The 22,055-nt window shown below is 71.9% G+C and carries 21 protein-coding genes; 18 read left to right on the top strand and 3 right to left on the bottom strand.

Annotated elements, in window-relative coordinates; translation table 11 throughout:
- Window positions 1-201: 201 nt before the first annotated feature.
- Window positions 202-831: a TetR/AcrR family transcriptional regulator gene (locus tag ACFVXE_RS32100; protein ID WP_389676508.1), complete on the bottom strand. Its 630-nt coding sequence runs from the start codon at window positions 829-831 to the stop codon at window positions 202-204.
- A 165-nt stretch (window positions 832-996) separates the two neighbouring features.
- On the opposite strand from ACFVXE_RS32100, the gene ACFVXE_RS32105 reads away from it, so the two are divergent.
- Both ACFVXE_RS32105 and ACFVXE_RS32110 read left to right on the top strand, forming a co-directional pair.
- On the top strand, window positions 997-1,863 hold the full coding sequence (locus ACFVXE_RS32105) for a phosphatase PAP2 family protein (protein WP_389676510.1): 867 nt from the start codon (window positions 997-999) through the stop codon (window positions 1,861-1,863).
- Complete coding sequence (locus ACFVXE_RS32110) at window positions 1,860-2,843, top strand: DMT family transporter (RefSeq protein WP_389676511.1); 984 nt, start codon at window positions 1,860-1,862, stop codon at window positions 2,841-2,843. Before ACFVXE_RS32105 ends, ACFVXE_RS32110 begins: the two co-directional genes overlap by 4 nt.
- Window positions 2,844-2,891: 48 nt before the next feature.
- Here the strand turns inward: ACFVXE_RS32110 and ACFVXE_RS32115 are convergent, their stop codons facing one another.
- Window positions 2,892-3,473, bottom strand: coding sequence for a PadR family transcriptional regulator (locus ACFVXE_RS32115; protein ID WP_389676513.1), 582 nt, complete (start codon window positions 3,471-3,473; stop codon window positions 2,892-2,894).
- 72 nt (window positions 3,474-3,545) lie between these two features.
- A complete protein-coding gene (locus ACFVXE_RS32120) occupies window positions 3,546-5,567 on the bottom strand; it encodes an FAD-dependent oxidoreductase (protein ID WP_389676515.1) in 2,022 nt (673 codons plus the stop codon).
- A 204-nt stretch (window positions 5,568-5,771) separates the two neighbouring features.
- Here ACFVXE_RS32120 and ACFVXE_RS32125 point away from each other — a divergent pair, with 204 nt between their 5' ends.
- The 16 genes from ACFVXE_RS32125 (at window position 5,772) to hypE (ending at window position 21,912) form a co-directional block, all read left to right on the top strand.
- Window positions 5,772-6,296, top strand: coding sequence for a DoxX family protein (locus tag ACFVXE_RS32125; protein ID WP_389676517.1), 525 nt, complete (start codon window positions 5,772-5,774; stop codon window positions 6,294-6,296).
- A 296-nt stretch (window positions 6,297-6,592) separates the two neighbouring features.
- Window positions 6,593-8,317: an enoyl-CoA hydratase-related protein gene (locus tag ACFVXE_RS32130; RefSeq protein ID WP_389676519.1), complete on the top strand. Its 1,725-nt coding sequence runs from the start codon at window positions 6,593-6,595 to the stop codon at window positions 8,315-8,317.
- A 112-nt stretch (window positions 8,318-8,429) separates the two neighbouring features.
- Window positions 8,430-9,515 (top strand): hydrogenase expression protein HypE, encoded by a 1,086-nt coding sequence (locus ACFVXE_RS32135; RefSeq protein ID WP_389676521.1) that lies wholly within the window; start codon window positions 8,430-8,432, stop codon window positions 9,513-9,515.
- A 93-nt stretch (window positions 9,516-9,608) separates the two neighbouring features.
- Complete coding sequence (locus ACFVXE_RS32140) at window positions 9,609-11,393, top strand: nickel-dependent hydrogenase large subunit (protein WP_389676523.1); 1,785 nt, start codon at window positions 9,609-9,611, stop codon at window positions 11,391-11,393.
- Complete coding sequence (locus ACFVXE_RS32145; RefSeq protein WP_389676524.1) at window positions 11,390-12,007, top strand: hypothetical protein; 618 nt, start codon at window positions 11,390-11,392, stop codon at window positions 12,005-12,007. The genes ACFVXE_RS32140 and ACFVXE_RS32145 overlap by 4 nt, the downstream gene beginning before the upstream one ends.
- Window positions 12,004-12,672, top strand: coding sequence for a DUF5947 family protein (locus ACFVXE_RS32150; RefSeq protein ID WP_389676525.1), 669 nt, complete (start codon window positions 12,004-12,006; stop codon window positions 12,670-12,672). The genes ACFVXE_RS32145 and ACFVXE_RS32150 overlap by 4 nt, the downstream gene beginning before the upstream one ends.
- Entirely contained in the window at window positions 12,669-13,370 is a 702-nt protein-coding gene (locus tag ACFVXE_RS32155) for a DUF6084 family protein (RefSeq protein WP_389676526.1), read from the top strand. Before ACFVXE_RS32150 ends, ACFVXE_RS32155 begins: the two co-directional genes overlap by 4 nt.
- A complete protein-coding gene (locus ACFVXE_RS32160) occupies window positions 13,367-14,818 on the top strand; it encodes a hypothetical protein (RefSeq protein WP_389676528.1) in 1,452 nt (483 codons plus the stop codon). Before ACFVXE_RS32155 ends, ACFVXE_RS32160 begins: the two co-directional genes overlap by 4 nt.
- Window positions 14,815-15,363, top strand: a complete 549-nt coding sequence (locus ACFVXE_RS32165; RefSeq protein ID WP_389676530.1) for a hydrogenase maturation protease — start codon at window positions 14,815-14,817, stop codon at window positions 15,361-15,363. Before ACFVXE_RS32160 ends, ACFVXE_RS32165 begins: the two co-directional genes overlap by 4 nt.
- Before the next feature lie 19 nt (window positions 15,364-15,382).
- Complete coding sequence (locus ACFVXE_RS32170) at window positions 15,383-15,487, top strand: DUF6893 family small protein (protein WP_389676531.1); 105 nt, start codon at window positions 15,383-15,385, stop codon at window positions 15,485-15,487.
- A gap of 128 nt (window positions 15,488-15,615) precedes the next feature.
- The gene (gene hypA, locus ACFVXE_RS32175) at window positions 15,616-16,008 is read left to right on the top strand and encodes a hydrogenase maturation nickel metallochaperone HypA (protein ID WP_389676533.1); all 393 of its coding nucleotides are present in this window, start codon (window positions 15,616-15,618) and stop codon (window positions 16,006-16,008) included.
- Between the two features lie 3 nt (window positions 16,009-16,011).
- Window positions 16,012-16,908 (top strand): hydrogenase nickel incorporation protein HypB, encoded by an 897-nt coding sequence (gene hypB / locus ACFVXE_RS32180; protein WP_389676534.1) that lies wholly within the window; start codon window positions 16,012-16,014, stop codon window positions 16,906-16,908.
- Window positions 16,905-19,310, top strand: coding sequence for a carbamoyltransferase HypF (hypF, locus tag ACFVXE_RS32185; RefSeq protein ID WP_389676535.1), 2,406 nt, complete (start codon window positions 16,905-16,907; stop codon window positions 19,308-19,310). Before hypB ends, hypF begins: the two co-directional genes overlap by 4 nt.
- Before the next feature lie 49 nt (window positions 19,311-19,359).
- Entirely contained in the window at window positions 19,360-19,680 is a 321-nt protein-coding gene (locus ACFVXE_RS32190) for a HypC/HybG/HupF family hydrogenase formation chaperone (RefSeq protein WP_389676537.1), read from the top strand.
- Complete coding sequence (gene hypD, locus ACFVXE_RS32195; RefSeq protein WP_389676538.1) at window positions 19,677-20,801, top strand: hydrogenase formation protein HypD; 1,125 nt, start codon at window positions 19,677-19,679, stop codon at window positions 20,799-20,801. Before ACFVXE_RS32190 ends, hypD begins: the two co-directional genes overlap by 4 nt.
- The gene (gene hypE, locus ACFVXE_RS32200; protein ID WP_389676539.1) at window positions 20,794-21,912 is read left to right on the top strand and encodes a hydrogenase expression/formation protein HypE; all 1,119 of its coding nucleotides are present in this window, start codon (window positions 20,794-20,796) and stop codon (window positions 21,910-21,912) included. Before hypD ends, hypE begins: the two co-directional genes overlap by 8 nt.
- The last annotated feature ends 143 nt before the right edge of the window (window positions 21,913-22,055 follow it).

Here is a 22,055-nt window from a genome sequence, read left to right on the forward strand (position 1 = left end):
GTCTCTTCGTCCCGCTCTTTGGGGTTGTGGGGGGTGTGGGGGGGCGCGCGCGCGGGGTCGGGGGGGTGGGTTGGGGTGGGGCGGGGGGGGCCCGGCCCCCCGCTCTGCGCCCCCCCCCCCGGCCGGACGGCGCGCCGCCCCCGTCCCCACGGTGCGGCGCATGTGGGCCCCGTCATCCGCTCGGACGACGGCCCACGTTCATCAGGACCCGGTCGCCGCCGGATCCAGTCCCAGTGCGGGGAGGACCGCACACTCCACGAAGCGTGTGAGGTATGCCTCGTCCGCGATCTTCTCCTCCAGCAGGGGCCTGGCTCGCATCACGCCCAGCAACTGTGCGGGGACGTACTCCGCCGCCGGATTGTCCGAGGAAATCTCGCCGCGCTCCATGCCCCGCTTGACCATGGTGCGAAGCGCCGCGAGCTCGGGCACGACGAGTGCCTCGCGCAGCGCGCAGAGCAGCTCCGGGCTCTGCAGCGCGGCATGGCTGAGCGAGTGCATCAGCGGGGTGTCGCGTCCGGAACGCGCACCGATGACCTCCGCCGCCTCGCGCAGATCGCCGGCGAGTGTGCCGGTGTCGATGTGCGCGAGCCCCATGCGCCGGGTGCTGTGCAGCGCCGCGACGACCAGTTCCGGCTTCGAGCCCCACTGCCGGTAGAGGGTGGACTTGCCGCACCGGGTGCGGGAGGCGACCCCCTCCATCGTGAGCGACTCGTAGCCGCTCTCCCTGAGCAGGTCGAGCACGGCCACGTAGAACTCCTGCGCCCGCTCCGGTGTGATCTTCGAGCGGCGGTGCGTGGAGCCCTGTTCCTGCGCGGCATCGTGCGACGACATGTGCTTTCCCTCTCTGCGGCTCTGCGACGAGGTCCATCGATACGTCAGTGTACCGAAACGCGCGTGTACCGATACGTTCGCGTATCGGTACACTGGCGTATCGATACGGCGTGGACTGGACCATGCCGTCGCAACACCGCTTCGTCAGCAAAGGGGCACCGGGTGATGTACGCCCGTAGTGAGCCCGCAGATCGGGAGCCGGACAGTTCTGCCCGACCGCCCCTCGTCCGCGAGCTCCTTCTCGTCGTAGGACTCTTCGTGATCTACAAGTTCGGCCGTCAGGCAGCGAACGGTCACGTCGAGGAGGCGTACCGCAACGCCGGACACGTCTGGAACTTCGAGCGGGCGGCGCACCTGCCGGGCGAAGGCGCCGTGCAGGGCGTGCTGCTGCACAGCGAGACGCTGATCCACTCCGCGAACACCTACTACGCGGTGGTGCACTTCCCGGCCACGCTGCTCTTCCTGGCCTGGCTGTACTGGCGGCGCCCACGCCACTACGTCTGGTCGCGCCGGATCCTTGCCGCGCTCACCGGCGCCGCGCTCGCGCTCCACCTGCTGTTTCCGCTGGCCCCGCCACGGATGCTGGCCGCCGCGGGTCTCGTCGACACCGGCCAGGTGTACGGGCCGACGGTCTACGGAGCCATCCCGGCGACCGACTCGATGGCGAACCAGTTCGCCGCGATGCCCTCGCTGCACTTCGGCTGGGCGTTGATGGTCGCCGTGGGACTGATCGTCGCGACGCGTTCGCGGTGGCGGTGGCTGTGGCTGCTGCACCCGCTCGTCACGCTGCTGGTGATAGTCGGCACCGCCAACCACTACTGGCTCGATTCGATCGTGGTGAGCGCGTTGCTCGCCGTCGCGTTCGCGGCGCTCCGTCTGCGGCGGACGGAGCCGGTCCAGGGGCAGCTGCCGTGGCCGCCCACGACGACGGGACCCACTGTCGCCGCCCGGGCAGCGCTGCCGGTGTCCCGCACCCCCGAGCCGTCCGTCTCCCCGGCGTACGCCGCGACGTCGTCCGGGGGCCGGTCATGAACGCCACACTGATAGCCGTCGCCCTGTCCCTGGTCTCCGCGGTCGCCTACGCCTCGGCCGCAGTGGCACAGGCCCGGCTCGCCGGGCGCACCCGGCCGGGCAGCGGAGTGCTCCGGATGCTCGGGCGCGGCGCGTGGTGGTCCGCGGTCGGACTCAACGCCGGGGGTGCCCTGCTGCACGTCGCGGCGCTGAAGTACGGGCCTCTCACCCTGGTCCAGCCGCTCGGCGCGCTCACCCTGGTCGCCGCCGTCCCGCTGGGTGCCCGGGCCGCCGGGCGCCGGGTCACCCGTACCGAATGGCGCGGAACGGTCCTCACCCTGCTCGGCCTGGGGGCTCTGCTGCTGACGTCGGGCGGCGCCGCGCCGCAGGAGACGCTGAGCCTGGTCGAGACGCTGGCGGTCGGTGCGGCGACCATGGCGGTCGTCGCCGGACTCAGCAGGCCTGGGGCCCGCCCGGGTCTGCGGCACGCGGCGGCGTCCGGCATCACGTCGGGTGTCGCATCGGCGCTCACCCAGACACTGACGGTGGCGGCCACCGACCACACGGGCCCGCTGTTCAGCTGGCGCCTGGTGACGGTGGCGCTGCTCGTCTCGGCCTTCGCGATGGGGGGCATGCTGCTTTCGCAGACCGCTTACCAGGGTGGTCTCGGCGCGCCGCTCGCGGTCGTCACCCTTGCCAATCCCGTCGCCGCTGCGGCGATCGGCCTGGCGCTGCTCGGAGAGCGTCTCCAGGGCGGAACGGTCGCGCTGGTCCCGGCCCTGCTGGGGTCGGCGGCGGCGGTACGCGGGGTCATTCTGCTCAGCCGGGCGCAGGGCGAGACGGTGTCGGTGGCGGACCGGGCCCGGGTCGGGCCGGCGGGACCGGGCGTGCCGTCGCGCGTGGTGACCGGCAGTGCCCGGAGCATCGACGGCCCCCGGACCATGGACCAGTTCGCGCTGGGGCGGCCGGAACTCGGCAGGACGCCGGTCGGCGGACCGTAGCGGGGACGGTGCCCGGGGCTCCCGTCCGCGCGTCCGGCCGCCGTCTCCTCAGCCGCCGGACGGCCCCGCGCCGCCCGGGGCGGTCGGCACCGTGCCGGACGGGATCCCGTCCCGGTCCAGGGCCCGGGTCAGCCAGCCGATCCAGAAGTTCTCCAGATCGATGCCCCCGCGCAGCACCAGGTGGCGCAGCCGGTCCTCCTCCGTGTCCCGCCCGGGCGGGAAGTCCCGCTCCTCGATCGCGAGATACTCCGCCAGCTGGTCCCGGTGCAGCGCCAGGTGGCGGCGGAGCTCCGCGTCCAGACCGGGAGCGCCGACCACCGCAGCCGCGCGCATCCGCAGCAGCAGCGGATCGCGGATCTGCTTCGGGTCCTCCCGCAGGGCCACCCAGGCGGACAGTGCCTCGCGGCCCGCGGGCAGCACCTCGTACTCCTTGCGCTGACCACGGGCCGGCTGGGCCGACGGCAGGGCCCTGATGTGCCCGGCCTGCTCCAGCTTTCCCAGCTCGCGATAGATCTGCTGATGCGTGGACGACCAGAAGTATCCGATCGAACGGTCGAATCTGCGCGTCAGCTCCAGCCCGGACGACGGCTTTTCGAGCAGGGCGGTGAGGATCGCGTGCGGGAGTGACATGGAGTGCATCCTAAGAACGGCCCGCGGCCCGGGCCGGAGCTCGTGGCTCCGGCCCGGCCGCGGGGCCGGGTGTCACAGTGCGACGGCAAGCTCCGTGCCCTGACGGATCGCCCGCTTGGCGTCCAGCTCGGCGGCCACGTCGGCGCCGCCGATCAGATGCGCCGAGACGCCCACGGCGAGCAGCTCCTCGTACAGATCGCGCAGCGGCTCCTGGCCGGCGCAGAGCACCACCGTGTCGACGGGCAGCAGGTGCTGCTCACCGTCGACCGTCAGGTGCAGACCGTCGTCGTCGATCCGGTCGTACGAGGCTCCCGCGACCATCGTGACGCCGCGGTGCCGGAGCTCCGTGCGGTGGATCCAGCCCGTCGTCCTGCCGAGGCCGGCGCCGACCTTGCTCGTCCTGCGCTGCAGCAGATGGACCGTGCGCTTCGGCTTCGGGCGCGCGGGGAGACGCAGACCGCCGCGCTCCCGGTAGGCGGTGTCGACCCCCCAGTGCCGGAAGAACACCTCGGGGTCGAGGCTCGCCGCGTCCCCGCCGTCCGTGAGGAACGCGGCGACGTCGAAGCCGATCCCGCCCGCACCGATGATCGCGACCCGCTCACCGACGGGCGCACCGTCGCGCAGGACGTCGAGATAGCTGACCACGCTGGGGTGGTCGAGGCCCGGGATCGCGGGGGAGCGCGGCGTCACACCGGTGGCGAGGACGATCTCGTCGAAGCCGCCGAGGGAATCCGGGGTGGCCCTGGTGCCGAGCCGGAGCTCGACCTGCTGCTCCGCGAGCCGGGTACGGAAGTACCGCAGCGTCTCGTCGAACTCCTCCTTGCCGGGGACCCGGCGCGCCACGTTGAGCTGGCCGCCGATCTCGTCGGCCGCGTCGAAGAGCGTCACCTCGTGGCCGCGCTCGGAGGCCGAGACGGCACATGCCAGGCCGGCGGGGCCGGCACCGACGACTGCGACGCGCTTGCGGGTCCGGGTCGGCGACAGGGTGAGCGCCGTCTCGGTCTCGTGGCAGGCGCGCGGATTGACCAGACAGGAGGTGATCTTCCCGCTGAACGTGTGGTCCAGACATGCCTGGTTGCAGCCGATGCAGGTGTTGATCGCGTCGGCACGGCCGGCCTCCGCCTTCGCGATGAAGTCCGGGTCGGCGAGGAACGGCCTGGCCATCGAGACCATGTCCGCGCGTCCCGACGCGAGGATCTCCTCGGCCACCTCGGGCGTGTTGATCCGGTTGCTGGTCACCAGGGGCACGGAGACGGCGCCGCGCACCTTCTCGGTCACCCACGTGTAAGCGCCGCGCGGCACCGACGTCGCGATCGTGGGGATACGGGCCTCGTGCCAGCCGATCCCGGTGTTGATGACGGTCGCCCCGGCCGCCTCGACCTCGCGGGCCAGCTGCACGACCTCCTCCAGCGAGGAGCCGCCGGGCACCAGGTCCAGCATCGAGAGCCGGTAGATCAGGATGAAGTCGGTGCCGACCCGCTCACGGACGCGGCGCACGATCTCGACCGGGAACCGGATCCGGTTCTCGAACGAGCCGCCCCAGCGGTCGGTGCGCTGGTTGGTGCCGGCGGCGATGAACTCGTTGATCAGGTAGCCCTCGGAGCCCATGATCTCGACGCCGTCGTATCCGGCCCGCCGCGCCAGCCCGGCCGTCCGTACGAAGTCCTCGACGGTCTCCTCGACCTCGTCGTCCGTCAGGGCGTGCGGGACGAAGGGGCTGATCGGGGCCTGGATCGCGCTCGGAGCCACCAGATCCGGGTGATGCGCGTACCGGCCGAAGTGCAGGATCTGCAGGGCGATCCGGCCGCCCGCCTCGTGTACGGCCGCCGTGACCCCGGCATGCTGCTCGGCCTCCGCCTCGGTCGTCAGCTTGGCACCACCGGGATAGGGGCGGCCGCGGTCGTTGGGCGCGATGCCGCCGGTGACCATGAGACCGACACCGCCCCGGGCACGTGCCGCGTAGAACGCCGCCATGCGTTCGAAGCCGTGCTCGGCCTCCTCCAGACCGACGTGCATCGACCCCATGAGCACCCGGTTGGGCAGGGTCGTGAACCCGAGGTCGAGCGGGCTCAGCAGATTCGGGTACGGGGTCATCCGGCGGCTCCTCACGCAGTGTCGTTCCGCCAGTTGTAGACCACCGGAACGCCATTGTGCAACAAGTTGCATAATGGCGTTCGTCGCACCGGCCCGCGTGTGGACACCGTCCCCCGGACGGAGCAGCAGCGGGGTACGCGGACCCGCCGCGGCGCGGAGAGTGGACCGTGACCCGTCCCGCCCCCGCAACCACTCGGAGCCCTCATGACCTGTGTCAACCGGCGTGACCTCGGCCTGCTCGTCCTGCGCGTCGGCACCGGCGCGGTGCTGGCCGCGCACGGCAGCCAGAAGCTGCTGGGCTGGTTCGGCGGCGGGGGCATCGAGGGAACCACCGCGGCCATGCAGGCCATGGGTTTCCATCCGCCCAGGCACAGCGCCGTCGCCGCCGGACTCGGGGAGGCGGGTGGCGGTGTCCTGCTGGCGCTCGGCCTCGCCACCCCCGCCGCCGGAGCGGCGGCGGCGGGTGCCATGGCGGGCGCCGTCGCCGTCCACGCCCCCGCGGGCTTCTTCGCGCAGGGCGGCGGGTACGAGTACCCGGCCTTCCTCGGCTTCACCGCTGCCGCGATCGGACTGACCGGCCCCGGCCGCTACTCCCTCGACCGTGTCACCGGCCACCGCTTCGACCAGCCGTGGATGGTCGCCCTCGCCTTCGCCGGCAGCGCGGCCGCGGCCGTGGCCGTCGTGGGGAAGCGGGCCAAGGGGCAGGCCAAGGCGGCCGACGACACCTGAGCGGCCGTGGCGCGGACGCCGGGCAGGGGCGGCGGACGGGCACCGCGGTGTCGTCGCGTACGGATGCCGTGGTGGGTGCGGACGGTGCCCGGGGCGCGGTTGTGGCCGGAGCCGATCCGCCGTCGTCCCCGCCGTCATCCCCCTGGCCGGTGCCCCGCGCATCGAGTGGCCGCAGGGTGTTCCCTTTCGGGTGACTCCGCCGCCCCGGTGCCGACAGGGCCCGGGATGCGTGGCCGAGGCTGGCAGCCGGCCGGGCCCGCTCCGGCCGGGTGCCGCCGAGCTGCCGGGAGTCCGCCATGCGCATCCTGCTCGTCGCGAGTGCGTTCAACAGCCTCACGCAGCGCGTCCACGCGGAGCTGAGGGACCGGGGTCACGCCGTCGCGGTGGAACTCGCCCTGTCCGACGGGCATGTGCGGTCCGCGGTCCGCCGCTTCGAGCCGGAGCTCATCGTGGCCCCGATGCTCAGGACGGCCGTCCCCCGGGACATCTGGTCCGCGCACACCTGCCTCATCGTCCATCCGGGCCCCGTGGGCGACCGCGGACCGTCCTCGCTCGACTGGGCGATCCATGAGGGCGCGACCCGGTGGGGCGTGACCGTTCTGCAGGCCGACGAGGAAATGGACGCAGGCGACGTCTGGGCGTCGGCCGGCCTTCCCGTCCCGCGGACCGGCAAGAGCGACCTGTACCGCAACGAGGTCTCCGACGCCGCGCTGACGGCGGTCCTGCTGGCCGTCGACCGGTTCGCCTCGGGGACGTACACCCCGCGACCCCAGCGCGGCACGGGTGCCGCCCGGCCGTACTTCCGTCAGGAACTCCGGCGGATCGACTGGCGGTCCGACCCCACGGAGACCGTGCTGCGGAAACTGCGGGCGGCCGACTCGAACCCCGGCGTGCTCGACGAACTGCTCGGTGGCGAATGGTTCCTGCACGGAGGGCATCCCGAGGACCGGCTGCGCGGCCGCCCCGGGGAGCTGCTGGCCACGCGAGCCGGCGCGGTCTGCCGGGCGACCACCGACGGCGCCGTGTGGATCCCGGAACTGCGCCGCAGGCGACGCCTCGGGGAGCCCGCCCCGTTCAGACTCCCCGCGGTCGTGGCGCTCGGCGACCGGCTTCCCCCGCTGCCCGAGGACCCCGTCCCGCCGGCCGAGGCCGCACGCCGCGGTACCTGGGCCGACATCCGCTACGAGGAGACGGGCGCCGTCGGACAGCTCTCGTTCTCGTTCCCCGGCGGGGCGATGAGCACCACTCAGTGCGGACGCCTCCTGGAGGCCTACCGGGCCGCGTGCTCCCGCCCCACTGCGGTCCTGGTGCTGGGCGGCGGCCGGGACTTCTTCTCCAACGGCATCCATCTCAACGTCATCGAGGCGGCGGCCGACCCCGCCGAGGAGTCCTGGGCCAACATCAACGCGATGAACGACCTGGTCGAGGCGGTGCTGACCACCACCGACCGGCTGGTGGTGGCAGCCGTGGGCGGCAACGCCGCCGCCGGAGGGGCGATGCTCGCCCTGGCCGCCGACGAGGTCTGGTGCCGCGCCGGATCGGTCCTGAACCCGCACTACCGGCTGATGGGGCTGTCCGGCTCCGAGTACTGGACCCGCACCCTGCCGCGCAGGGCGGGTCCTGAGACGGCCGAACGGCTCGTCCGCGAAGCGCTGCCGCTCGGCGCCGAGGCCGCCGAGCGGCTCGGCCTGGTGGACCGCACGATCGCATGCGCGCCGCAGGACTTCCGGGACGAGGTCGCCCGGCTTGCCGCGCACATGGCCTCGTCGGCCGCCGTACAGGTCCGGATCGCCCGGAAGAAGCCGTCGCTGGAGCGCGAGGAGGCGGTCAGGCCGCTGGCCGCCCACCGGCGGGTGGAGCTGGCCGCCATGCGGTCCATCTTCTTCGACCCGGACGCGCCCTACCACTCGCTGCGCCGGGCGTTCGTGCGCAAGGAGCCCCCGGCCCGGACGCCGCCCCACCTCGGCATCCCGGTACGCGGAGGGCGCACGGTCCTTCCGCCCGCCGGAATCGGGGCCTGAATGTCACTGGAACGGCGGCGCTCGCCGTCGCACCCGGGCCAGCTCCCTGTTAGCTGGACTTGAAGGCCGATATGCGGGCTTTTCGTGCAGAACTTCCCAAGGAGGCATCCCCATGGGTGCAGCAACGGCGAAGACGGCCGGTGCACCGGCAGACGGTGCGGCCGCCGACGAGGCGTCCCCGATCCACATCCTCTGGATCAACGCAGGACTGAGCTGTGACGGCGACTCGGTATCGCTCACGGCGGCGATGCAGCCGAGCATCGAGGAGATCGTGCTCGGTGTGCTGCCGGGGTTGCCGAAGATCCAGGTCCACTGGCCGCTGATCGACTTCGAATGCGGCCCGGTGGGCGGTGCGGACACCTTCATCGAGTGGTTCTTCAAGGGCGAGCGCGGCGAGATCGACCCCTTCGTGCTGGTCGTCGAGGGGTCCATCCCCAACGAGTCGATCAAGCAGGAGGGCTACTGGTGCGGCTTCGGTGACAACCCGGAGACCGGCCAGCCGATCACCACGAGTGAGTGGATCGACCGGCTGGCGCCCAAGGCCCTGGCCGTCGTCGCCATCGGTACCTGCGCCACCTACGGCGGCATCCACGCGATGGCCGGCAACCCGACCGGCGCCATGGGCCTGCCCGACTACCTGGGCTGGGACTGGACCTCGAAGGCCGGCATCCCGATCGTCTGCGTGCCGGGCTGCCCGATCCAGCCGGACAACTTCTCCGAGACCCTCACCTACCTGCTCTACCAGGCGGCGGGTTCCGCTCCGATGATTCCGCTGGACGACAAGTTGCGTCCGACCTGGCTCTTCGGCGCCACCGTGCACGAGGGCTGCGACCGGGCCGGGTACTACGAGCAGGGCCAGTTCGCCACCACGTACGACTCGCCCAAGTGCCTGGTCAAACTCGGCTGCTGGGGCCCCGTCGTCAAGTGCAACGTCCCCAAGCGCGGCTGGATGAACGGCATCGGTGGCTGCCCGAACGTCGGCGGAATCTGTATCGCCTGCACCATGCCCGGCTTCCCCGACAAGTTCATGCCGTTCATGGACGAACCTCCCGGCGGCAAGGTCTCCAGCGCCGCAAGCGGGGCGTACGGGGCGGTGGTCCGCAAACTCCGGTCGATCACGGCCCGGACCGTGGACAAGGAACCGAAGTGGCGTCAGAAGGCTCCCGAGCTGACCACGGGGTACCGGCCGCCCTGGTGACGGGCCGGTGCCCGCCGGGTGTCCCGCACCCCGCTGCCCCACCGCTCTCCCTCCCCTCAATCTCCGCTCCCCAGAAGGGATATGGCACACACGATGGCACCCACGACGAAGGCGGCCGGTGACGGCAGTGGCCTCGTCGAGATGGCCTGGGATCCGATCACCCGGATCGTTGGCAGTCTCGGCATCCACACGAAGATCGACTTCAAGCAGAAGCGGGTCGCGGAGTGCTACAGCACCTCGTCGGTCTTCCGTGGCTACAGCGTCTTCATGCGGGGCAAGGACCCCCGGGACGCCCACTTCATCACCAGCCGCATCTGCGGGATCTGCGGCGACAACCACGCCACGTGTTCGGTGTACGCGCAGAACATGGCCTACGGAGTGAAGCCGCCGCACCTCGGCGAGTGGATCATCAACCTGGGCGAGTCGGCGGAGTACATGTTCGACCACAACATCTTCCAGGAGAACCTGGTCGGGGTCGACTACTGCGAGAAGATGGTCCGTGAGACCAACCCCGGGGTGCTGGAACTCGCCGAGCGCACCGAGGCGCCGCACGCCGGGGAGCACGGATACCGCACGATCGCCGACATCATGCGGTCCCTCAACCCCATCGAGGGCGAGTTCTACCGCGAGGCCCTCCAGGTGAGCCGCTACACGCGGGAGATGTTCTGCCTGATGGAGGGGCGCCATGTGCACCCCTCCACGCTCTACCCGGGCGGTGTGGGAACGGTCGCGTCCGTACAGCTCTTCACCGACTACCTCAGCCGTCTCATGCGGTACGTGGAGTTCATGAAGCGGGTCGTCCCCCTCCACGACGACCTGTTCGACTTCTTCTACGAGGCGCTGCCCGGGTACGAGGAGGTCGGCCGGCGGCGGGTGCTGCTCGGCTGCTGGGGCGCGCTCAACGACCCCGAGCACTGCGACTTCACGTACGCCAACATGACCGACTGGGGAAGGAAGATGTTCGTCACCCCCGGCGTGATCGTGGACGGCAAACTGGTGACCAACGATCTCACCGAGATCAACCTCGGCATCCGGATCCTGCTCGGCAGCTCGTACTACGACGACTGGCAGGGCAAGGAGCAGTTCGTCACCCACGACCCGCTGGGCAACCCGGTCGACCCCCGTCACCCGTGGAACCAGCACACCATCCCCGCACCGCAGAAGCGGAACTTCGACGACAAGTACAGCTGGGTGATGTCGCCGCGCTGGTTCGACGGCAAGGACCACCTGGCACTGGACACCGGCGGCGGCCCCATCGCCCGCCTCTGGTCCACCGCCCTGTCGGGCCTCGTCGACGTCGGCTATGTGAAGGCGACCGGTCACAGCGTCGTCATCAACCTCCCGCGCACGATGACCAAGCCCGAGACCACCTTCGAGTGGAAGATCCCGAAGTGGAGCAACGCGCTGGAGCGCAACCGCGCCCGCACCTACTTCCAGGCGTACGCCGCCGCGATCGCACTGCACTGCGCGGAGAAGGGACTTGAGGAGGTCCGCGCCGGACGCACCCAGACCTGGGAGAAGTTCGACGTCCCGGACGAGAGCATCGGTGTCGGCTTCACGGAGGCCGTGCGCGGCGTGCTCTCGCACCACATGGTGATCAGGGACGGCAAGATCGCCAACTACCATCCGTACCCGCCCACTCCGTGGAACGCCAGCACCCGGGACACGTTCGGCACCCCCGGCCCCTACGAGGACGCGGTGCAGAACACGCCGATCTTCGAGGAGAACTCCCCGGAGAACTTCAAGGGCATCGACATCATGCGGGCCGTGCGCAGCTTCGACCCCTGCCTGCCGTGCGGCGTACACATGTACGTCGGTGGCGGCAAGACCGTACAGAAGATGCACGTGCCCACCGGACTGAGCGGACTGGCCGGATGAGCGCCGCAGCCCCGCCGGCCACCGCGCAGCCGCGGGCCCTCGACGCCGTGGAGGCCGGACAGCGGGTCGAGGATCTGCTCGACCGGCTGACCACCACCGGTGACCGTGAGGTCTGCACCGCCGCCGAGGAACTGGTGCGGGTCCTGATGGACTTCTACGGCGCCGGCCTCGCCCGGATCGTCGACCGCCTCGGCGCCACGGCAGGCGGCGGGGCCGTCGAGGGGCCGCTCGCCGAGCTGCTCGACGACGAACTCGTGTCGAGTCTGCTGGCCCTGCACGATCTGCACCCCGAGGACACCGGGACACGCATCGCGCGCGCCCTGGACTCCGTGAGCGACCCCGTCGAGGTCGTCGGCTTCGACGAGGAGACCGGCATCCTGCGGCTGCGGTCCGCGGCCGAGGGCGGCGGGGGAGGCGGCTGCGGCTGCCCGAGTACGGCCGCGGCGGCGCAACGGACCGTCGAGGACGCGCTGGCCTGCTACGTACCGGAGGTGAACGGCGTCGAGATGGAACCGGCGGCCGCGGACCGGGAACCGCCTCTGCTCCAGATCGCCACCCGCCCGCCGGCCGACGCCGCCGGCCCCGGGCGTACCGTCGCGGCGAAGGCGCCGTGAGCGCGGCGCAGACCCGGGCCGAACGCCCGGGGCCCGTCGCCCGTCCCCGTGGGCTGCGCCGGTTCGCGGCGCCTGCCGAACCCCGGCAGGAACGGTGTGAACTGTGCGGTGTGCCGGTGGCCGAGGGCGGTCACCGGCATCTCGTGGACACAGAGAAGCGGGCGCTGGCCTGTGCGTGCATCCCCTGCGCCCTGCTGTTCGAGCGGCCGGGCGCGGCCGGCGGGCGCTTCCGGACGGTCCCGGACCGCTACCTGCGCGACGACGACCACCGTCTCGACGACGGCGCGTGGGAGCTTCTGCAGATCCCGGTCGGCGTCGCGTTCTTCTTCCGCAACGCCGCGCTGGACCGGCTGGTCGCGCTCTACCCGAGCCCGGCCGGCGCCACCGAGAGCGAACTCGATCCGGAGACCTGGCAGACCGTGCTCGGCGCCAGCGGACTGGCAGCCCTGCTCGAACCCGACGTCGAGGCGCTGCTGATGCGCCGCACGGAGGGCCGGGCCGAGTGCTATCTCGTACCCATCGACATCTGCTACGAACTGGTGGGCCGCATGCGGATGCTGTGGCAGGGCTTCGACGGCGGCGCCGAGGCCAGGGCCGACCTGCAGGCCTTCTTCGCGCATGTCGAGAAACGTGCCGGAACCCAGCGGACGGGGCGTTCCGGATGACCGAATTCGCCTTCTCCTGCACCGGAGTCCGCGCCGACCCGTACGCGGCGGGACCCACGCTGGTCTTCCGGCTGCGCATCACCGCGGACGGGGCGGCCCGGGTGCACGCCCTCGCGCTGCGCTGCCAGATCCGGATCGAACCGGCCCGGCGCGGCTACGAACCGGCCGAGGCGGAGGGACTGCACGACCTGTTCGGCGACCGCTCACGGTGGGGCAGCACGCTCCAGCCCCTGCAGTTCGCCCTGGTCTCCCTCATGGTCCCGTCCTTCACCGGCGAGACGGAAGTGGACCTCGTAGTGCCGTGCACCTACGACCTGGACATCGCCGCGACACGGTACTTCGACGCGCTGCGGGACGGGGAGGTACCGCTCCTCATGCTCTTCTCCGGCACCGCCTTCACCGGGGACGGCGGCTTCCACGTCGAACCGGTCCCCTGGGACCGCGAGGCACCCTTCCGGATGCCTGTCACGGTGTGGAAGGACATGGTCGAGCAGCACTTCCCGGGCTGCGGCTGGATCCGGCTGCCGCGCGACACGATGGACGCACTGCTCGCCTTCCGCTCCCGGCAGGCACTGCCGTCCTGGGAGGCGACCGTCCAGGCGCTCCTCGACCTGGCCGGAGCGGCGCCGGCCGCGCCGCCGGAGCGCCCGGTCCACCGGGCCGTACTGCCCCGTGTCACCGAGAGGACGGCGCCTTGACCGCATCCCCGCTCACGCCCGCACTGGAGTCCCGGTTCGCGACCGCCAGGGCGGTGGCCGACACCGTTCTCTTCGAGGGCTATGTGCTGTATCCGTACCGGGCCTCCGCGGCCAAGAACCGGCTGCGCTGGCAGTTCGGCGTCCTCGTGCCGCCCGGCTGGGGCGCCGACCGCGAGGAGCACGACTTCCAGCACACCGAGTGCCTGATGGAGCCGAGGCCGGGCGCGGCACTCGCCGTCGAGGCACGGTTCCTGCACGCCCAACGGCGGACGGTGCAACAGGCCTGCGACGACGGCACGTTCGAGACCGTCGCCCGGCTCGAACTCGCCGACCGGGTGCTCGTCCCGTGGGACGAGGGCGCCGAGGAACGGGTCGAAGTGGTCGTGGACGTCGCCGAACTGACCGGGGACGGCGTCGCCTTCCCCTTCACCCGGCCCGCCCGCGAGGAGACCGAACCCGTACAGGACGCGGACGGCCGCACGGTGGGACGTCTGGTCCGCCGCTGCGAGGAGATCAGCGGAGTGGTGCGGCTGTCCGTCACCGAACTCGACGGCCCCTACCGGGTCTTCCGTCTCACCGCGGTGGTCGAGAACACCAGCGCCTGGACGCCCGGATCCACCGGGGACGACCGGGACGCCGCACTCCCGCGTTCGCTGGTCGCCGCCCATCTCCTGCTGGGTCTCAGCGCGGGCTCGTTCCTGTCGATGACGGACCCGCCCGAGTGGGCCAAGGGCGCGGTCGCGGCCTGCCGGAACCTGCACACCTGGCCGGTGCTGGCCGGGGAGCCCGGGCGCGCGGACCTGATGCTGTCGTCCCCGATCATTCTGGAGGACCATCCGGCCATCGCCCCCGAGAGTCCCGGAGCGCTCTACGACGCCACCGAGATCGACGAGATCCTCGCGCTGCGCACGGCCGCCCTGACGGATCAGGAGAAGCGCGAGGCCCGCGGCACCGACCCGCGGGCCGCCGCGGTGATCGACCTGGCCGACTCGATGCCCCCGGAGGTCCTGGAGCGGCTGCACGGCGCGGTACGGGCCCTGCGGGAGGTCACCGGTCCCGATCCACGTCCGTCCGCCGCCCAGGAGACCTTCCTCCCGGACGGCGCGGACCTGATCGACGCGCGCGGCGTGCTCCGCCCCGACACCCCGTGGTGGGACCCGGAGGGCGACGACTCCGTCGACCCGGCCCGGGACCGGGTCGACGTGGACGGCAGGTCCGTCGGTGTGGGCAGCCGCGTCCTGCTGCGACCGGGCCTGCGGCGGACCGACGCCCAGGACCTGTTCCTGCAGGGCGCCACCGCACAGGTCGAGGCGGTGCTCCACGACGTCGACGGCGGAGTGCACCTCGCCGTCACGGTCGAAGGCGACCCCGGCGCGGACATCCGCCGCGAGCAGGGGCGCTTCCTGTACTTCCAGCCGGACGAGATCGCCCCCCTGGAGGATGCGTGAACGCCCCCGCGCAGGACCGCCCGAGAACCCTGGTCGCCGGGATCGGGAACATCTTCCTCGGCGACGACGGCTTCGGCGTCGAGACGGTGCGCGCACTGTCGTCACACCGGCTCCCCGGCCACGTCGAAGTGGCCGACATCGGCGTACGCGGCGTCCACCTCGCCTATCAACTGCTCGACGGATACGACACGCTGGTCCTGATCGACGCGACCGAGCGGGGCGGCGCGCCCGGCACGCTGTATCTGATCGAGGCCGACCAACCCGGCACCGTCGAGCCGGAGAACGCACTGCTCGACGGGCACCGGATGACACCCGACGCCGTCCTCGCCCTGCTCGGCACCTTGTGCGCGGGCACCGGAGCGGTCCCTCCCGGACGCATCCTCGTCGTCGGCTGCGAACCGGACGGGGTCGACGAGGGGATCGGGCTGAGCGCCGCGGTGGCCGCCGCGGTGCCGCAGGCCGTACGGATGGTCCTGGACCTCGTACACGAAGAAGACCACGGTGCCGTCGCCCGGCGGGCGACGGCCGGCCCCGCCAGAAACTGAGCAGAAGGAAGCCACCACCATGAAGAAGACCCTCGTCTGCGGCCTGTCCGCCGCCGCGATCGCCGTCGTCGTCGCGCAGATCCTCCCCGACGTCAGGCGCTACCTGCGGATGCGCAGCATGTGACCGCGCCCGCCGCCCGGGTCCGGCCCGCAGCTGCACCGAATGGCGCAAGCCCCCGCGGGCACCGGCGAGCCGGACCGCGGCAGCACGTCCGACGCCGCTCTAATGACGCAGGGCAGGACGGAGAACCAATGCACGAGATGTCGATCGCCATGGCCGTGGTGGACCAGGTGGAGGAGGCGGCCCGGGCAGGTGGAGCCACTTCGGTCGGGTCCGTCCGGCTCCAGGTCGGCGAACTGGCCGGTGTCGTGCCCGACGCCCTGTCCTTCTGCTTCGGACTCGCCTGTGAAGGGACCGTCCTCGAAGGTGCCGAACTCCTCGTCGATGCCGTGGCGGCCCGCGCGCGATGCGAGCCCTGCGCGGACGAGTGGGCGGTCGGCATGCCGCCCCAGCTGTGCTGTCCGGCCTGCGGCGAGGCGACCGCCGAACTGCTCTCCGGTCGCGAACTGCAGATCGTGAGCGTGCACTGGCAGGACGGCCCCGCGCCGGAACCCACCCGCGAACCGATCCATCAGGAGCTCTGAACGATGTGCCGTGAAGTCGACCTGCAGCAGGCGGTACTCGCCAAGAACGACGCGACGGCGCACAGCCTGCGAGCCGGTCTCGCAGCCCGCGGCACCACCGTCGTCAACCTGCTCTCCAGTCCCGGCAGCGGCAAGACGGAACTGCTGGAACGCGAACTCGGCCGGGCCCGCGAGCGTGGAGTGCCGGTCGCCGCGCTCACCGCGGACCTCGCCACCGAGAACGACGCGGTACGACTGGCCCGCTCCGGCACCCCGGTCAAGCAGGTCCTCACCGACGGGCTCTGCCATCTGGAGGCCGGGATGCTGGGCCGCCATCTCGACAACTGGCTGCCCGACGAAACCCGGATCCTCTTCGTGGAGAACGTCGGCAACCTGGTCTGCCCCGCCTCGTACGACCTCGGGGAGAGCCTCAGGGTCGTCCTCGCCTCGGTGACCGAGGGCGAGGACAAACCGCTGAAGTACCCCACCGCCTTCGGACTGGCTCAGCTCGTCGTCGTCACCAAGACCGACATCGCGGAGGCCGTCGAATTCGACGAAGCGGCTTTCCGTGCCCACGTCCAGCAGGTCAACCCCGGCGTGGAGGTGATCCTGACCGCCGCCCGTCGGGGCCTGGGCGTGGGCGCGCTGCTCGACCGGGCTCTGGCAGCCGCGCAAGGAGACCCGGTCCACACACCGGTGATGGCCCGTCGGCAGCCGTCCCAGGAGCACGCGCACAACCACCGGGAGAACGCGGTGCGCTCCCACACCCACACGCACACCCACACCGGCACCCATACGCACACCCACCCGGACATCGGCACCCACGAGCACCCGCACACCGGCCCGCATACGCACGCGCACCCCGACGAGGCGCTCGTCGCGACGGCCGTCCCCGCCTCCGGGGCCCAGCGGCGATCGTGACGACGCCACAGCCGGCCGTGGCCGCCGCAGCCGTGCAGCGCCGGCGGGTGGTGGTCCGCGGCGTCGTGCAGGGTGTCGGATTCCGCCCCTATCTGTACGCCCGGGCCACCGGGCTCGGCCTGGCCGGACACGTCACCAACACCACCGAGGGCGTCGTCGCCGAGGTCGAGGGCGCACCGGCCGCAGTGGCGTTGTTCTGCGACCGGATCGCGGCGGACGCGCCGCCCCTCGCCCTGGTGGACTCCGTCGACCACCGGGAAGTCCCCGCATCGGGCGGGAACCGCTTCACCATCGTGGACTCCCGGACCGACGGACCGGCCCGCACCCTCGTCTCCCCGGACGTGGCCACCTGCGCCGCCTGTCTCGGTGAACTCGCCGACCCGGCGGACCGGCGCCACCGCCACCCGTTCATCACCTGCACGCACTGCGGGCCCCGCTACACGATCGTCACCGGAGTGCCGTACGACCGTGCGCACACGACCATGGCCCGGTTCCCGATGTGCGGCGACTGTGCCCGCGAGTACTCCGACCCGGCCGACCGGCGCTTCCACGCCCAGCCGGTGGCCTGCCCGGCCTGCGGACCGCGACTGCGACTGCTCGTCGGGCGCGCGGGCGGCGCGCTGCCCCCGGAGCCCGTGTCCGGGCCGGATCCGGTCGCGGAGGCCCGGAGACTGCTGGCCGGCGGCTCGGTCGTCGCGGTCAAGGGGCTCGGCGGCTACCACCTCGCGTGCGACGCGGAGAACTCCGACGCCGTGACCCTGCTGCGCCGCAGGAAGGCCCGTGGCGACAAGCCGTTCGCTCTGATGGCCCGGGACATCGACGCGATCGCCCCTCTCGTCCTGCTGGGCGACGAGGAGCGGTCCCTGCTCACCGGCGGGGTCAGGCCCGTCGTCCTGCTCCGGCGCCGGGCCGGTGCACGGCCCGGCCACGGTGACCCCTGGCCCTCGGAAGCGGTCGCACCGGGCAGCGCCGACCTCGGCGTCATGCTTGCGTACACTCCGCTGCACCACCTGCTGCTCGGCCTGCCCGGCGACCCGCCGGGACCACGACTGCTGGTCATGACCAGCGGGAACGTAGCGGGCGAGCCGATCGTCACCGACGACGAGGAGGCCCTGGAGCGGCTCGCCCTCCTGGCCGATGCCTGGCTCACGCACGACCGTCCGATCCATGTCCCGTGCGACGACTCGGTGGTGCGCGTCTGCGACGGGGAGCGGCTGATCGTGCGCCGCTCGCGCGGCTACGCGCCGCTGCCGCTCACTCTGCCGCATCCGGTACCGGCGACCCTCGCCACCGGCGGCGACCTGAAGAACGTCTTCTGCCTCGCCGAGGACCACCGGGCCTGGCTCTCCGGCCACATCGGCGACATGGACGACCTCGCCACCCAGGACGCCTTCGAACGCGCCGAACGGCAACTGGAGACCATCACCGGCGTGCGGCCCACAACGCTGGCCACCGACCGCCACCCCGGGTACCGCACCGGCCGGTGGGCACTGCGCCGGGCCGAGGGACGGCGGATCGTACGTGTGCAGCACCACCACGCACACATCGCCGCCGCGATGGCCGAGCACGGCCGGGACGGCAGCCGTCAGGTGATCGGTGTCGCGTTCGACGGCACCGGCTACGGCGACGACGGGGCGGTGTGGGGCGGCGAGATCATGCTGGCCGACTACGACGGGTACCGCCGCTTCGCGCACCTCGCCTACGCCCCGTTGCCCGGTGCGGACGCCGCCGTGCACCGCCCCTACCGGATGGCGCTTGCCCATCTGTACGCGGCGGGCATCGCCTGGTCGGACGACCTGCCCTGCGCGGCAGCCTGCCCTCCGGACGAACGGCGGGTGTTGAGACGCCAGTTGGAGCGCAACTTGAACTGCGTCCCCACTTCGAGCATGGGTCGGCTGTTCGACGCGGTGTCCTCGCTGGCGGGCATCTGCCACCGTGCCGGTTACGAGGCCCAGGCCGCCGTCGAACTGGAGGCGGCGGCGGTGGGCGCCGCCGCCGACCACGGTGCCGGATACGGCTTCGCGGTCCGTCCCGCGGACATGGGCGACGCCCCCGCACTGCTCATGGACCCCGCGCCCGTACTGGCCGCCGTCGTCGGGGACGTACGCGCCGGTGCGGCGCCGGCGCTCGTAGCCGCACGCTTCCACGCGGCCGTCGCGCAGTGTGTCCTGACGGTGTGCGCCGACGCGCGCGAACGGCACGGCCTGGACGAAGTGGCCCTGACCGGAGGCGTGTTCGCCAACACCCTGCTCTCCTCCCTGTGCGCCCGGACGCTGAGCGAGCACGGCTTCACCGTTCTGCGCCACCGGGAGGTCCCCCCGAACGACGGCGGACTGGCGCTCGGCCAGCTCATGGTGGCCGCCCGCACCGGAGCTGCGCGCCCGGGTGCCACCGCCGACTGACGCCCGGCCCGGAAGAGCCGGGTGACGCCCCCCACAGCAAGGAGCAGCCATGTGCCTGGCGGTACCCGGCAGAGTGACGGACATCGAGGAACGCGACGGGACCCGGATGGCCACCGTCGACTTCGGCGGAGTGGTCAAGGAGGTGTGCCTGGAGTACCTGCCGGACCTCCAGGTCGGCGAGTACGCCATTGTCCATGTGGGGTTCGCCCTGCAGCGGCTCGATGAGGAGTCGGCCCGGAAGACGCTCGAACTCTTCGCCGAACTCGGACTGTTGCAGGAGGAGTTCGGGGATCCGTGGGAATCGGCCGCGGAGGCCGGCGGGACGTCCCGGTCCGCCGGCGACGGCACGCCGCAGGAGGTCCAGAAGTGAAGTACATCGAAGAGTTCCAGGACCCGGACCTGGCCCGCCGGTTGCTCGACGACATCCACTCCATCGTCACCCGGCCGTGGGCGCTCATGGAGGTCTGCGGCGGACAGACACACACCATCATCCGGCACGGAATCGACCAGCTCCTGCCGGAGCAGGTCGAACTGATCCACGGCCCGGGGTGTCCCGTCTGCGTCACCCCGCTGGAAGTCATCGACAAGGCGCTGGAGATCGCTTCCCGCCCGGAAGTGATCTTCTGCTCGTTCGGTGACATGCTCCGGGTTCCCGGGACCGGCCGTGACCTGTTCCGGGTCCGCAGCGAGGGCGGCGACGTACGGGTCGTCTACTCGCCGCTCGACGCTCTGAAGATCGCGCAGCAGAACCCGGGCCGTGAGGTGGTGTTCTTCGGGATCGGCTTCGAGACCACCGCACCGCCCAACGCCATGACGGTGTATCAGGCACGCAGGCTCGGCATCACCAACTTCAGTCTGCTGGTCTCCCATGTGCGGGTCCCCCCGGCCATCGAGGCGATCATGCAGTCGCCCTCCTGCCGGGTGCAGGGTTTCCTCGCCGCAGGCCATGTCTGCAGCGTGATGGGCACGCGGGAGTACCCGGAACTGGCCGAGCGCTTCCAGGTGCCCATCGTCGTCACCGGGTTCGAGCCGCTGGACATCCTCGAAGGAGTACGGCGCACCGTCGCGCAGCTGGAGCGCGGCGAGCACACCGTGGACAACGCGTATCCACGGGCCGTGCGCCCGGAGGGGAACCCGGCGGCCCTCGCGATGCTGGACGACGTCTTCGAGGTCACCGACCGCGCATGGCGCGGCATCGGCACCATCCCCGCGAGCGGTTGGCGGCTCTCCCCTCGCTACCGTGACTACGACGCCGAGTACCGCTTCTCGGTCACCGGAATCGACACGAAGGAACCCGCCGAATGCCGCAGCGGTGAGGTTCTGCAAGGACTGCTGAAGCCCCACGAGTGCGAGGCCTTCGGTACCACCTGTACGCCGCGCAACCCGCTCGGAGCCACCATGGTCTCCAACGAGGGCGCCTGCGCCGCCTACTACCTCTACCGGCGCCTGGACATCAGGACCGCAGCCAGGGAGACGAGCCCCGTTGCCTGAGACCACCGAAGCACCGAACGCCCCCGTCGGCGCGGCACCGGCCACCACCGCCGGCCCGCCCCTGCTCGACCTCACGGCATGGACCTGCCCGGCGCCGCTGCGCGACCAGCCGCGGGTGGTGATGGGCCACGGCGGCGGTGGAGCACTCTCCGCCGAGCTCGTCCAGCACGTCTTCGCGCCAGCCTTCGGAGGCGAAGTACTGTCACAACTGGCCGACTCCGCAGTGGTCTCGCTCGGCGGGGCCCGACTGGCCTTCTCCACCGACTCGTTCGTCGTACGTCCGCTCTTCTTCCCCGGCGGCAGCATCGGCGACCTCGCGGTCAACGGCACGGTCAACGACCTGGCCATGAGCGGAGCCCGGGCCGCCTACCTGTCCTGCGGTTTCATCCTGGAGGAGGGGGTCGAGGTCGAGGTCGTCGCACGCGTCGCGGGTGCGCTGGGCGCCGCCGCGCGCGCCGCGGGCGTCGAGGTGGCGACCGGCGACACCAAGGTCGTGGAGGCCGGTCACGGCGACGGCATCTTCATCAACACCGCCGGTATCGGTCTCGTCCCTGCCGGCGTCGATCTCCGGCCGCAGCGGGTGGTCCCCGGCGACGTCGTGATCGTCAGCGGTGCGATCGGCGTGCACGGTGTGGCGATCATGAGTGTGCGGGAGGGCCTGGAGTTCGGCGTGGAGATCGAGAGCGACTGCGCCGCGCTGGGCGGGCTGGTGGAGGCCATGCTCGCGGTCACCCCCGACCTCCATGTCCTTCGCGATCCCACGCGCGGCGGGCTGGCGGCGGCGCTCAACGAGATCGCCGCGGCCTCCGGCACCGGCGTGGTCATCGAGGAACGCAAGGTTCCGGTCCCGTCGGCCGTGGCCAACGCCTGCGCCGTACTGGGGCTTGACCCGATGTACGTGGCCAACGAGGGAAAACTCGTCGCGTTCGTCCCCCGAGAGCACGCCGAGGCCGTCCTGGAGGCGATGCGGTCGCATCCGCTCGGCGCGGAGGCAACCGTGATCGGCGAGGCGGTGGAGGCGCACCCCGGTATGGTCGTCGCCCGCACCGGGCTCGGCGGCACGCGGGTGGTCGACCTGCCGATCGGGGAGCAACTGCCCAGGATCTGCTGAACCGGGCCGGGTGCAGGTGGGTTGTCCGCCGCGACAGGCAACCCACCTCCATCATGGCTCCGGCCGCCCGGTCGCGGTGGATTCGTCCCGTGACTGCGGACCCTGCGGGCGCGCCACCGGCGTCCGGGCCGTGGGACCGCCGG

It is taken from the genome of Streptomyces sp. NPDC058231, from assembly GCF_042882275.1.
Taxonomy (GTDB): Bacteria; Actinomycetota; Actinomycetes; order Streptomycetales; family Streptomycetaceae; genus Streptomyces.

Bases quoted from the DNA above. Each gene is read 5' to 3' on its own strand.
- ACFVXE_RS32100 (WP_389676508.1), bottom strand. From the start codon at position 831: ATGTCGTCGCACGATGCCGCGCAGGAACAGGGCTCCACGCACCGCCGC.
- ACFVXE_RS32105 (WP_389676510.1), top strand. From the start codon at position 997: ATGTACGCCCGTAGTGAGCCCGCAGATCGGGAGCCGGACAGTTCTGCC.
- ACFVXE_RS32110 (WP_389676511.1), top strand. From the start codon at position 1,860: ATGAACGCCACACTGATAGCCGTCGCCCTGTCCCTGGTCTCCGCGGTC.
- ACFVXE_RS32115 (WP_389676513.1), bottom strand. From the start codon at position 3,473: ATGTCACTCCCGCACGCGATCCTCACCGCCCTGCTCGAAAAGCCGTCG.
- ACFVXE_RS32120 (WP_389676515.1), bottom strand. From the start codon at position 5,567: ATGACCCCGTACCCGAATCTGCTGAGCCCGCTCGACCTCGGGTTCACG.
- ACFVXE_RS32125 (WP_389676517.1), top strand. From the start codon at position 5,772: ATGACCTGTGTCAACCGGCGTGACCTCGGCCTGCTCGTCCTGCGCGTC.
- ACFVXE_RS32130 (WP_389676519.1), top strand. From the start codon at position 6,593: ATGCGCATCCTGCTCGTCGCGAGTGCGTTCAACAGCCTCACGCAGCGC.
- ACFVXE_RS32135 (WP_389676521.1), top strand. From the start codon at position 8,430: ATGGGTGCAGCAACGGCGAAGACGGCCGGTGCACCGGCAGACGGTGCG.
- ACFVXE_RS32140 (WP_389676523.1), top strand. From the start codon at position 9,609: ATGGCACCCACGACGAAGGCGGCCGGTGACGGCAGTGGCCTCGTCGAG.
- ACFVXE_RS32145 (WP_389676524.1), top strand. From the start codon at position 11,390: ATGAGCGCCGCAGCCCCGCCGGCCACCGCGCAGCCGCGGGCCCTCGAC.
- ACFVXE_RS32155 (WP_389676526.1), top strand. From the start codon at position 12,669: ATGACCGAATTCGCCTTCTCCTGCACCGGAGTCCGCGCCGACCCGTAC.
- ACFVXE_RS32170 (WP_389676531.1), top strand. From the start codon at position 15,383: ATGAAGAAGACCCTCGTCTGCGGCCTGTCCGCCGCCGCGATCGCCGTC.
- hypA (WP_389676533.1), top strand. From the start codon at position 15,616: ATGCACGAGATGTCGATCGCCATGGCCGTGGTGGACCAGGTGGAGGAG.
- hypB (WP_389676534.1), top strand. From the start codon at position 16,012: ATGTGCCGTGAAGTCGACCTGCAGCAGGCGGTACTCGCCAAGAACGAC.
- ACFVXE_RS32190 (WP_389676537.1), top strand. From the start codon at position 19,360: ATGTGCCTGGCGGTACCCGGCAGAGTGACGGACATCGAGGAACGCGAC.